The organism is Thainema salinarum CENA647, from assembly GCF_057732415.1.
The window spans coordinates 1304785-1316901 of record NZ_JBYJZJ010000022.1 but is presented as its reverse complement, the minus strand read 5'-3'; the positions used below and the strand labels follow the sequence as shown (position 1 = coordinate 1316901).

Genomic DNA, 12117 nt, shown 5'->3' with positions numbered 1-12117 from the left:
GATTAGGTACTAGGTACTGGTCTTTGCCGCCCTTTTCAGCCTCTAAGCCCTTCCCCGCTCTCATTCCTCTCTCCTCATTTCTCGCTGTTTTGAGTGCTGAGCTAACGTAAATTTAGGGGGACTATTTACTGTCACACGGCGACGGCAAATACTCCCCCTTTGAATTTTGGGTAGTGGTATTCAGGTAATAATTTTGATGACCACCGAATTTTTAATCCAGGTCGTTGCATCAAGTGGCCGTTAAAGTTTGCCAGACCCGCTCCGGGGTCAGCGGTAGCTGATAAAACCGATGTCCGGTTGCCTGAGCTACGGCATTTGCGATCGCAGGTGCCGTACAGTTAGTGCCAATCTCGCCAATCCCCTTGGCTCCAAACGGCCCATAGGGATCGGGATCTTCCAAAAACTCCACCTCAATCAGCGGCATTTCTTTGGCCAGTGGCAGGCGATAGGTTCGTACCAGCGGGTTGAGCGTCTGCCCCATCTCGTCTCGCAGCAGCTCCTCTTGAAGCGCATAGCCCAACCCCATCGCCATGCCGCCCACGGCTTGCCCTCGGCAAATGCGGGGATTGACGGCTTTGCCAATGTCCAACACCTGTAAGCATCGCAAAACCTTAACCCGCCCCGTTTCCATGTCCACTTCCACTTCTGCACCCTGAGCGGCAAACGTCAGCGTCGATTCATTCGCTGCATATTCGGCTTCGGCCCAGACGTCGCGGATCGCGGTTAGTTGTCCTAGCGTCGCCAAATCTAACTTGGCTTGATGGGATTGTACAGATTGGGTTGTTAGCTCTAATTCTGGAACCGAGATTTGTAGCTGTGCCGATGCGGATTGGAGGAGGTGCGATCGCAACTTTTCCGCTGCTTTTTTCACCGCCTGCCCGGAAATATAGAGCGTCGCTGAGGCGTACGACCCCGCATCAAATGGAGTGCGGTGCGTATCCGAGGCAATCAAATCAATTTGAGCCACCGTTGTATTCAGCACCTCAGCCGCCACTTGGCGCAGGGTCGTATCCGAACCCGTACCCACGTCCACTGCACCTGTGCGGAGTTCGTAGCGACCGCCGGGCTTCAGACAAAGCTTGGCTTTAGCCAAATGGATTTTAGCTAGACCGCTGCCCTGCATTGCGATCGCAAATCCCACCCCGCGCCGAGTTTTCGCGGTATCGTCTGCTGTTACTGGATTTGGAGTGCTGCCAAACTGTTGCCGCAACCGCTGCACCGCCTTATCCAGCCCGTCGCTGCTCATCAAGTGAAAATGATGGTCACGCCCAATCAGCAGGTGATCCGCAGGCGTAACTAACTGCCGCTGCCGCATTGCGAGAGAATCCAAGCCCAGATGCGCCGCAATTTCATCCATCAGGCACTCCACGGCAAACACTCCTTGCGTCGCGCCATACCCGCGAAACGCCCCCGCTGGCATGACGTTCGTGTAGACCGATCGGCCCAGAAACCGCTGATTGTCGCAGCGATATAGGCCCAGCGGCATCGTGCCTGTCAGAAATACCACCTGTTCACCGTGATTGCCATAGGCTCCCGTATTTGCGATCGCACGCATTTCCATTGCAGTTAGGGTGCCGTCCTGCTTCACACCGAAACGCAGGTGAATCGTCATGGCGTGGCGGCTGGTAGTGGCGCTGAACTCTTCTTGGCGGTTGAATTCCCACTGGACGGGACGCCCCGTTTTCAGCGTCGCTAGCGCACAGAGGTCTTCCGTCAAAATCTCCTGCTTGTTGCCAAAGCCACCGCCCATATTTGGCTTGAACACCCGCACCTGCTCTCGCGGCAGGTTGAGCAAATCAGCAATCACCCGCTGCGCATGAAACGGCACCTGCGTACTGGAACGCAACACCAGCGTACCGTCCTCCTCCAGCCAACTGATTGAAACATGGGGTTCTAGGTGGCAGTGCTGCACCGCAGGCAGGTGATAGGTGCGCTCAAAAATATGGTCAGCCTCGGCCAAACCCGCCTCAATATCGCCCTTGTCAATCTGCACCTCGCCCGCAATGTTGTGCGCCGCGTCTTTAATCTGAAACGACTCTGGCTCATCGTGAATCTGAGCCACAGGTGCGGTGCTGCTCGGCAGCTCAGAAGCTGACCAGGCGCTAATTTCCGCCGCTCGTTCGCCCATTGCCACTATCGAATCAACCACATGCGGCAAGATCTCGTAATCGACTTGAATTAACTGGCAAGCTTGAGTTGCGATCGCAATCGAATCCGCCACCACTGCCGCCACCCGATCGCCGACAAATCGCACTTTGTTATCCAGCAAGTAATGGTCATGCGGATCGGGCACAGGTTCGCCATGTCCCGCCGTAGAGTAGGGCTGGCGCTCCACAACTTTGTAGGTCAACACCGCATGAACTCCAGATAGATCTTCGGCTTGACTCGTATCAATATCGCGAATCCGCGCGTGGGCATGGGGCGATCGCAACACCTTTAGGTGCAGCAGTTCCGCTGGCTGCCAATCGGCAGTATAAATGGGCTGACCCGTGACGATAGCTGGCCCATCTTGTTTGGGAACGCTCTGGCCAATTTGACTAACCTGCGATCGCACGTTCTCCTCCGCCTCAATCCCAACGGCATGATCCCGCTCCGGCTGCTGGCGATGGCGATACTGAATTCCCTGGGCAATGCTCTCCACAATCGCCTCGTAACCCGTGCAGCGACAGATATTGCCGTCCATCAGTTGCCGAATTTTGGCTTCAATTTGAGTTTTGCTAATAGTACCTTCCTCGGCCAAAGGCTCCAACTCCGCCTGTAGCCGCTCCGCCATCTTTTCAGCCGACAGAATCATGCCGGGAGTGCAGTAGCCACACTGAAATCCCTGCTTATCCAGAAACGCCTGCTGCATCGGTGCTAGCATTTCAGCCTCGGCCAGCCCCTCAACGGTCGTTATCTCTGTGCCCTCAATCCGTTGAGCTGGATAGATACAGCTATGCACGGCTTGGTCATTCACCCAGACGGTGCAGCTACCGCAGTCTCCGGTTTCGCAAACTCGATGGACGCTGGTGCAAGGGACACTGGTGAAGTTGCGATCGCGCAGTACAGTCAACAAGCTAGTACCAGGGGCACAGGTAGTGGTGCAGGGTTGACCATTAAAAGAAAACTGAAGCGGCTGAGACATAGACGGAGCGCTGAAACGGTAAATTTTAAGCTAGCTCATTATGCTGTGAACCGATAATAACCACCGCAACACAAGTTACCGTCTTTTAGTTCGAGTTTGTTAAGTAATGGGTTCTACAACTTTAACGGCCTCTTGCTACGCTAAGTAATAATGGAGTAATGCTGCGCTCTTGGGAGTTCATAAGCTGTGACTGAATTACTCGAATCAGTGATTGCCCGGCTAAAAACTTTGCCGACCGACAAGCAAGATGCGATCGCAACCTTAATTCTGGAAGAACTCGAAGAAGAACAGCGATGGGATAACTCCTTTGCCCGCTCACCGGACTTGTTGGCTAAACTGGCAACTGAAGCAATGGCAGAACATCGAGCCGATAAAACTCAAGAATTAGATCCGGAAACGTTGTGAAGTCTCGTACCACTGTTCGTTTCCGGGAGATGTTTGCTAACCTCCCAGAGCCTATTCAAGAGCAGACTCGCAAAGCCTATCGACAATTCAAAGAAGATCCAAACTATCCAAGCCTGCGATTTAAGAAGGTTCATCCAAAATTGCCAATCTATTCTGCACGCATCAACAAAGATTATCGTGCTGTCGGTCAATTAGAGGGTGATACCGTCATTTGGTTCTGGGTTGGTTCCCATGCAGAATACGATCTGCTGCTTGACCAACTGTAGAAACATCAGCTAACGCTATCCATGAACCCAACTGTTTATAGGTTATTGGTCGAATCTGAGAGGGACGGGAAATGGGCAGTGTTAAACTTCCAATTCGGCTTTTTATCTTTGCCAATGCGATTGATTGATCACAATCTTCAAATTAAGAATAGAAAGTGGTAATTTGAGGTGCGATCGCATTTCCAACAAGCCTTAATGTTGCAATAAAAAGAGCCGCATACGCGGCTCTTTGAAACGTAGGATTTGATTAACCAATGGCAACTAAGCCGTCTCTAGCAATGAGCTAATGAATCAAAATCAGCTAACGTTAGCTCTCCCAGAAATTCACAGAACGCTTATGCATTTGCATCAGTTGCTGTATCAATTTGAGGCGTTTCTGCTCCATTCATTTGACCAAGATTGATTTTCACAACTTTGTTGCGGGCCTCAATCACTTTGGGCAGCGTTAGTGTCAGCACGCCGTGGTTAAAGTCAGCCTGAACGCTGTTGTTCTGAACCATTTCGGGCAGATTGATCACGCGGTAGAAGCTGCCGTAGCGAGTATCGTCATAGAGCAATTCAACTCCCTCGCCAGCTTCAGCAGCGCGACGCTCACCGGAGAGAGAGATGGCGTCTTTGCTGACTTGAATATCTAAATTTTCCGCTTTGACGCCAGCTAGTTGCGCTGTGAGAACGAACTCATTTCCCTGATCAACTAAGCGAATGGCAGGTGTCCAAGTTGCTTTGGTGGCGTTCTCGGTTAGCTCACCAAATACTTCATTAATCTGACTACGAAGTGCGTTGAATTCAGTGAATGGATCTAAGTAACGACGGCGAACAATCATGCTCTTAAACCTCCTAGAAAATCGCTGTTTCTCTCGTTCTGAAAAGGAGAAGTGCGATGTGTTTTGTCAGTGCAATCTCTTTACATTTCCTATAATGCGCCAATTTTCAGCCTGCTCCTAGTGGAGGGAACCGATAAGAATGGAGTAGTTTTACACCGAACTAACCGAACCCAGTTCGCCGTACTTTTCCACACTGAAAACCCAAAGAGGCGATTTTGCCGCCGCGATGCGGCGGCAAAATCGCCTCTTTGGGTTTTCAATAGTTGTTTATAGCCATAGTCATAAAATTGTCTGTGTCCCAACAGAGCTGACTACAGCTATATGTCAATTTTGGGAATAGATAGAGGGTTGTTGAGCAGTAATTTGGGGGCAATTGCGGCTGGACGCTGGCGGAATTAGTGCAACTACATGGGGCACAGGGCGCGGCTCGTAGGCCACCATTGATTGTCCGGCATAGGCCAGCGACGTACTGGCTCCCGAATCCAGCATGACGGCATCGCGCAGTCCGGCTTTCACGAGAGCTTGACCCAGCGAAACGGAATCGGCTCGATCAGCGGTCACACCAATGACGGGCTGTCCGGCCTGATTGATGCCCCAGAATGCCCGGTGGCGATAGGCATCGAAATCAAACAGACCATTGAAGGTTTCCGGCGATCGCGGTTGACCATCTTTAACCAGCCAGGCCGCCGCCACAAAGGTATCGGTCACATCCGGTAGTTCTGCCTGGACACCATCGAGGGTATTGTGCTTTTGCGGATCAAACTCAATGAACTTGACGGTGTTGTCACTAATCATCACCAGGGGCCGACCCGTTAACTTACCAATTTCGCCCTCATAGCCCGGTACAAACTCGCCCGTGTACTGACTGAGCACGGGGCCAATCATCACGTTGGAATCGAGGTACTTGAGCGAGAAGAAGCCACCATCAACGGCTGCGATCGCATCGGTTCCGGCAATGATTTCCGGCACCTGATAGCGACTATCGGCATGAATGGTGACGGGTTTGCCGCCAGAGACAAGAACCAGCGGAATCTCTTCGATTTCCGTCTGCTCCATCTGCACATCTGCATCAAAGTCAAAGTTCTGGCCCCAGGTGGGAGCGGGTGGCCCACCCCAGGCTTCTTCGACGACCTCTTCAAGCTGAGACTGACCAAAGCGTGAGATCGCTAGCAGGTTTTCTGATTCTCCGGCAAACCGCTCGTCGATGTCATCCATCGTCAGTGCAGCGGTATAGCCTGCCTCTTTCACGACCTTGAGCACTCGCTTGTCGTACTTGCCTTCTGGATAGGTAAAGTAGCGAATCGGAATGCCCAGCTTAGTCTCTAGCTCTTGCTTGGAGTCCACCACTTCTTGCACCAAATCATCTCCCTCAACCTCTCGTAGGTCACGGGGATGAGTGACGCTGTGGGAAGCAATCGTCACCAGCGGGTTCTGAGCCATTTCTTGCAGTTGCTCCCAGGTGAGCGTGGAGCGTCCCGCGATATCGCCATTGGGCTTGGCCGGAAAAATAGAAAAGACGGCAGGATAGCCAAATTCTTCCATCATCGGCAAGACGTGCTCATAGTGGCCCACGTAACCATCATCAAACGTCAGCAGAACGGGCCTTTCGGGCAGCGGCATTCCAGTCCGCAGATGTGCCACCAACTGGTCGAGACTAATCGGAGTCAAACCGCGATCGCGAATTAGCTCAAAGTCTTCCCGCAGTTCTTCGGGAGTAACGTCAAAGAAGACTTCCTTTTCTGGCAGAATATCGTGATACATAATCACGGGTACTCGCGCCATTTCCGAGCGAGGATGCAGTTGCGGCCACGGCTGCGGCTTGGCATAGGCCATCACCACTGGCCCAATCTGATTCAAAACCCGCTCAATCTGGGTTTGCGGGGTAACGAGCTGGCTCACCAGTTGCAAAGGCGCAGAGGCGGCAACTGAAGGTTGGCGAGTGGCTGAACACTCCAAAATGGAAGGCTGTTGTTCAGTCTCTTGTGTCTGTGCTAGGGACTCAGTACTGCTCGTGAGGCTGGTGCTGAGTAGCCCAATGCCCATGAGCATGACAAAACCGCGACGAGCTGGCTGGAACATTCTGCGTAAATCTGACATATCCGCGTCAAAACCGTTGAATACCGTACTGAGTAAGAGGCTAATCACATCAGAACCGCTCGCGGAGCGAACGGTTCTACTGGGTGGGGAAATATGCGTAAACGCAAGAGTTAAATCGATAACTTAACTGTACTGAACCCTGATTGGCTCTTGGTTAGAGGCCAATCTGAAGATATCTTATATTTTGCGAAATGCAACAGGGAGACTTTAAAGAGTCTGTTATGCCTGGATTAAATCGGGCTAGGAGGCTCACAGTTGAAGGCTTAGGAGCGGAGCTTAAATAACCTTTGTAGTGTCATACCTGTAGGGGCACGGCATGTGTCACCCGACGTAAGGGTATGCCCCTACGCCAGTGTTTCATTTCTCAAAGTTTGACAGCCTGTCTTTTGACGAGATTTTGTCTGGTGCGACATATTAATCAGGCTCTTTGTTTTTAGCAAAAGGCGCTGATATGAAAAACGCTGCGATCGCATCTAACCCGACACCCACCACAGAGCCTCCAGGCAATCGGTTCTACCGCACTGTCTGGCGCTGGCATTTCTATGCTGGCTTGTTTGTCATTCCCTTCATGCTGATCTTGGCGATCACAGGCATCATCTATCTGTTTAAACCGCAGTTGGATGCGGCCATGTATCCCAATCTGATGTTTGTGACTCCGACAGCGTCCACCCTGCCCTATACCGAGCAGGTGCAGGCCGTTGAAAGCGCCTATCCTGACGCAGCGGTGACTCAAATCACGCCGAGCATTGCCAACAACCGCAGTACGGAAGTGCTGATTACAACGGCGGATCAACGAAACCTGATGGTGTTTGTTGATCCGCACACAGCTCAAGTGCTGGGCGATCGCAATGAAGATAACAACCTACAGGCGATGGCGCGCCAGATTCACGGCGAGTTGCTGATTGGCAAGCTGGGCGACTATTTAGTTGAACTAGCGGCCTGCTGGGGACTGGTTTTGCTGATTTCAGGGCTGTACTTGTGGTGGCCGCGCCGTCGGTTTGCGGTCTTGGGCACTCTGGTTCCTCGTCTATGGAGTCAAAACAAACGCATATTCTGGCGCGACTTGCACGCCGTTCCCGGCTTCTATGGCATTCTGCTGATTGGTTTTCTGATTCTCACAGGTCTACCCTGGACAGGCTTCTGGGGAGACACCTTCGCCCAAGTCTGGGGCAGATTTCCTGACCAGATGTGGGACAACGTGCCTCAATCAACTGTGCTGACGGGTTCCCCCAATCAGCGTGGACAGGTTGTACCTTGGGCGGTTGAGCAGCTACCCATGCCCCAGTCTATACCCCAATCGGCTGTATTGGTCAGCAGCAATCACTCTGGTCATGGCGATGCAGGCTTGACAACTAGCGATCGCGATCGCATTAGCCTCGACTCTGTAGTTCAACTGGCTCAGGCTAACGGTGCGCCTCCGGGTTATAGCGTTTCTCTGCCCCAGGATGAAACAGGCGTCTATACTGTTTCCGCCTTTCCGGCTGATCCGACTCAGGAAGTAACGATGCACATTGATCAGTACAGCGGTGCAGTGCTGGCAGATGTGCGCTGGCAGGATTATGGCCTGGTTCCTAAAGCGGTCGAAATGGGGACTGCGATTCACATGGGCAAATACTTTGGCCTAGCTAACCAACTGCTGATGCGGTGACAGCATTGATTGTTGTGCTGCTGTCGATTACCGGAGCCATTATGTGGTGGCAGCACCGTCCCCGCGAAAGCGGCCTCATCGGTGCGCCAGCGATGCCTGCTCATGTGCAAAGTTGGCGGGTTCCCTTAGCAATTGTTGCGGTTTTAGGATTAGCGTTTCCCTTAGTCGGCCTGTCGCTCGTGATCGTGCTGCTGCTGGACTACTTCTTGTTGCGCCGTATCCCGGCGCTCAGACATATCTTCAACTAGAGAGATGGTTTGCTTACTCTGAGCCATCCACATATATAGCGGTTCTAGATAAAAGCGAGAGAGGAGAGTGCCTCAGGATGAGGCACTCTCCTCTCTCGCTTTCTCACCCTTAATTGGAATCACTATAGGAATGCTGTCTTTTGAAGGCGTAGAAGAAGAAGATTGGTAAGTTTTATAGAAGAAAAAGAGTGCATCATCACTGCCCCTGGATCATGCACTCTACACATCATGAATTGTGATTAGTTGTGGTCAAGAAGACCTTTAAGCCAGAACCGTCAAGCTAACTTCTAGCTCACGGTCAAATCTGCGAACAAATCGCTCGCCTGCACATTGACAAAGCCAGCTAATGGCGCTCCTGTAGTGGTTAGCAGCAGCGCATCGCTGCCCGACTGCACGACGCTAACCTGTCCCAGCGTTAGGCCATCGGTTAAGACCACCTGATCGATGCCAGCCTCGTAGTCGAAGACAATATCGACACCGGAGGTGGGGCTGATTACGAATTGGTCAGCACCAGCGCCACCAAACAGCGCATCGCTGTCGGAACCACCGTCGATCAAGTCGTCACCAGCGCCACCGTTGAGTAAATCCGTGCCGTTCCCGCCGCTCAGCTCGTCAGCACCAGCGCCACCGTGCAAAATATCGTCGCCATCTTCACCGTTGAGTAGATCCCGACGGCCCAGGCCACTGATGACATCATTGCCATCGCCACCCAAAATCTGATCGCGTCCATCGGTACCATTGAGAACGTCATTGTCAGGTGTTCCAGAAATGACGGGGCCAAAAGAGGGAGGATTGGCAGCGGTCAATTCGTCGAGCAGCGTAAAACCAGCTTGGATATTCCCCGGATCAACCGTATAGCCATCACCCGGCAGCAGATCCAAGGAAATCACCTCATCGGCTTCCAGCTCGGTATCGCCAGGGAAGGGCGTGACCGTTAGCCGGGCCTCGGTTGCGCCTTCTTCAATCGTGACTGATGAGACGAAGCCGGGAATGGGACGCACGGTGAAATCGCTAATATTTTCGCCGCTGATCTCCACATCCACATCTCCTGCCACAGGATCAGTGTCGCCTGCTTGGAAATTAATGGTTAATCCCCCAGCAGGTGCGGGTTCCGACAACTGGAAAACGAAACTGCCGCTGTTTTGATCCGCTTCAGAAAGGAACGCATCGGTATCTGGGTAGACACTCACCGTCGGCAGACCATTAACCGTACCGCCTAACAGGGGATTGTCCGGCAGATGGGTAAAGCTGCTTGTGTCCAGAGAAGCGGCATCGACGAAGGGAAGAAATGCGATCGCATCTCCCGTCGTCTTCGAGATAATCACCGTGCTGTTAAACAGGCTGTTGATTTCCAGGTCATCAACATCTAGGCCACTGAGGGAAAGGGAATCTTGGCCAACGGTGAAATCCGCCACAACCGTAAAGCCCTGGTCGGAAAGAACGACGGTGTCATGTCCCGCGCCTGTGAGGACAAAATTCACGCCTGATCCAGCATTGATGGTGTCATTACCCGCGCCCGCATCAATGAAATCATTGCCAGAGCCACCGGAAATTAAGTCATCACCGTCGTTACTGAGGATAAAATCATCGCCTGTGCCGCCTGCGAAGATATCATCAGCGTCGCTGCCAATTAGCTGATCGTTGCCGCCGTTGCCAAACACGACGCCGTCAACAGAACCATTAGCTGTGCCATCAGTCCCGACATATACATCATTGTTCTGGCTTAGCCGCACATCGCCAACGATCTCGCCCGTGTTGATTAGCGTAATTGGGCTAACGGCACCGCTGGTATCCACTGCCAACTGTCCACTGAAGGAATCAGAGAGTCCGCCCGTGATTAAGCCGCTATTGGTGATCACGCCATTCAGCGCCACCCGGTCGTCAATCAGTAGCGTTGCGCCTTGCTCCGCTGCGAGTTCACCGTGGTTGATGATGTCACCGTTGAACTGGGAGACGGGTGCGCCTGCGCTTTCCACCCAGTAGAGCCGAATTGCTGACGATGCCGTGTTGGTGTCGGGAACGGGCGTGCCGCGCCCCTGCACTAAACCCGTATTGAGAATGCTGCCGTTGACGACTGCGCCCAATTCTAGAGCAATGGCATCACCGTTATTGCCGTGGCCAACATCGATCAGGCCGCTGTTTTCAATCTCAATATTGAGCGCTGTAACGTCGCCGTAGACGGTGCCATTGCGCGGATCATCAGTGGTGAGAATTGTGCCGGAGTTGATCAGAGTATTGAAATTGCCGCCCAAATTCACTGCTCGACTGGTGCTTTCGATCAGTCCTTCATTGACGATAGTTGCGATCGCAGTTCCACCGTTGCCAACATCGATGCCCGTGCGTCCGCCGCTAATCTCGCCCCGCCGACCGTTAAAAATGGTGCCGTTTATCGTTGCGCCATCTTCAATCCGAATGCCAACACCGTTATCGGGATCGAGGCTTTCAATCCGTCCATCATTGCGAATATCGCCATTTAGAATCACATATTCTTCGACGACAACTGCTGGGCCAGTTTCGGCGGCGAGTAAACCACGCCGGAGATTTTCAATATCGCCGTTGAAGGTTGAGGTGGGGCCAGCGTCAGGCACCCAGTAGAGGCGCACCGCTGCCGCTTGGTTGTTACCGAGCGCGACGCCCCGACCCTGAAGGACACCAGAGTTGCGGATCAGACCGTTGACCGTTGAGCCTAGCTCCAGCGAAATAGCGTCGCCGTTGTTGCCGTGGCCAACGTCGATTACGCCGCTATTGCGATTCACGATAAAGATGTTCTGCGCCGTAACATCGCCGTATACCGTACCGTTGCGCGGATCGGCTGAGGTGGTAATCAAACCGCGATTGTCCAACAGCGCACCAATGCCGCCAATATTGACTGCTCGGCTTTCACTGGTGATGATGCCTTGGGGCCGATTAAAAATTTGGGCAAATGCGGCGTCCCCATTGGCGACATCAATGCCGTTGAAGTCACCGCTAATTAGGCCACGATTATCAATTTCAGTATTCAAGCCCTCAACTCGAATTGCCGTACTTTCGGATAAGATTTCGCCTGACTGATTCACGCGAACGTCATTGTTAAACCCTTGGGTGAGAACGCCAATTTCGTCGCCAATAGTTTGTAAGGTGCCATTGACTCGCAGACGCTCCTCAAATTCTGAGAGGACAACGCCAGTTTGCTGAGTTTGGCCGTTGGGAATAGTTTGGTTTGCCATTGGAAATCGCCTCGTTATCGATGGGGGTGTCGAAAACGCGAAGATGCCAAAATCCGGATTTTGAAGATCTTGAGAGCAGTGAATTGAGCTGATTCAGTTCAACTTGTTCTCTGTGCGCTTGTGTTTAGCATGCCGGATATTGCCCCTATGAATTACTCAGTTTTGAGCCGATTTCCAGCGAGTTGTGATATCAATCAACCTCTCGAAAACCTTATCTGAAGACAATTTCAAGACTGCTTCAGCAAATTCTCAGACTGCATTTATTCACCATTCAGATACAGATTTTGTCCAATCGTGTA

General features: G+C 52.4%; 8 protein-coding genes. 4 read left to right on the top strand and 4 right to left on the bottom strand.

From position 1 onward, the window contains the following. Positions 1–229 precede the first annotated feature (229 nt). Positions 230–3124: a molybdopterin-dependent oxidoreductase gene (locus AC286M_RS12595; RefSeq protein WP_488204732.1), complete on the bottom strand. Its 2895-nt coding sequence runs from the start codon at positions 3122–3124 to the stop codon at positions 230–232. A gap of 186 nt (positions 3125–3310) precedes the next feature. On the opposite strand from AC286M_RS12595, the gene AC286M_RS12590 reads away from it, so the two are divergent. Continuing rightward, positions 3311–3529 (top strand): hypothetical protein, encoded by a 219-nt coding sequence (locus AC286M_RS12590; protein WP_488204731.1) that lies wholly within the window; start codon positions 3311–3313, stop codon positions 3527–3529. Then, the gene (locus AC286M_RS12585) at positions 3526–3795 is read left to right on the top strand and encodes a ParE family toxin-like protein (protein ID WP_488204730.1); all 270 of its coding nucleotides are present in this window, start codon (positions 3526–3528) and stop codon (positions 3793–3795) included. The genes AC286M_RS12590 and AC286M_RS12585 overlap by 4 nt, the downstream gene beginning before the upstream one ends. Positions 3796–4130: 335 nt before the next feature. Here the strand turns inward: AC286M_RS12585 and AC286M_RS12580 are convergent, their stop codons facing one another. Then, positions 4131–4619 (bottom strand): Hsp20/alpha crystallin family protein, encoded by a 489-nt coding sequence (locus tag AC286M_RS12580; protein ID WP_488204729.1) that lies wholly within the window; start codon positions 4617–4619, stop codon positions 4131–4133. 324 nt (positions 4620–4943) lie between these two features. Next, complete coding sequence (locus tag AC286M_RS12575) at positions 4944–6764, bottom strand: polysaccharide deacetylase family protein (protein WP_488204728.1); 1821 nt, start codon at positions 6762–6764, stop codon at positions 4944–4946. Positions 6765–7143: 379 nt separating this feature from the next. Between AC286M_RS12575 and AC286M_RS12570 the strand changes: the two genes are divergently transcribed. Together AC286M_RS12570 and AC286M_RS12565 are read left to right on the top strand one after the other, a co-directional pair. Next, a complete protein-coding gene (locus AC286M_RS12570; protein WP_488204727.1) occupies positions 7144–8364 on the top strand; it encodes a PepSY-associated TM helix domain-containing protein in 1221 nt (406 codons plus the stop codon). Then, the gene (locus AC286M_RS12565) at positions 8361–8612 is read left to right on the top strand and encodes a hypothetical protein (RefSeq protein ID WP_488204726.1); all 252 of its coding nucleotides are present in this window, start codon (positions 8361–8363) and stop codon (positions 8610–8612) included. Before AC286M_RS12570 ends, AC286M_RS12565 begins: the two co-directional genes overlap by 4 nt. 287 nt (positions 8613–8899) lie before the next feature. On the opposite strand, the gene AC286M_RS12560 is transcribed toward AC286M_RS12565, so the two are convergent. Further along, complete coding sequence (locus tag AC286M_RS12560; protein ID WP_488204725.1) at positions 8900–11818, bottom strand: hypothetical protein; 2919 nt, start codon at positions 11816–11818, stop codon at positions 8900–8902. Positions 11819–12117 lie beyond the last annotated feature (299 nt).

Bases quoted from the DNA above. Each gene is read 5' to 3' on its own strand.
- AC286M_RS12595 (WP_488204732.1), bottom strand. From the start codon at position 3,124: ATGTCTCAGCCGCTTCAGTTTTCTTTTAATGGTCAACCCTGCACCACT.
- AC286M_RS12580 (WP_488204729.1), bottom strand. From the start codon at position 4,619: ATGATTGTTCGCCGTCGTTACTTAGATCCATTCACTGAATTCAACGCA.
- AC286M_RS12560 (WP_488204725.1), bottom strand. From the start codon at position 11,818: ATGGCAAACCAAACTATTCCCAACGGCCAAACTCAGCAAACTGGCGTT.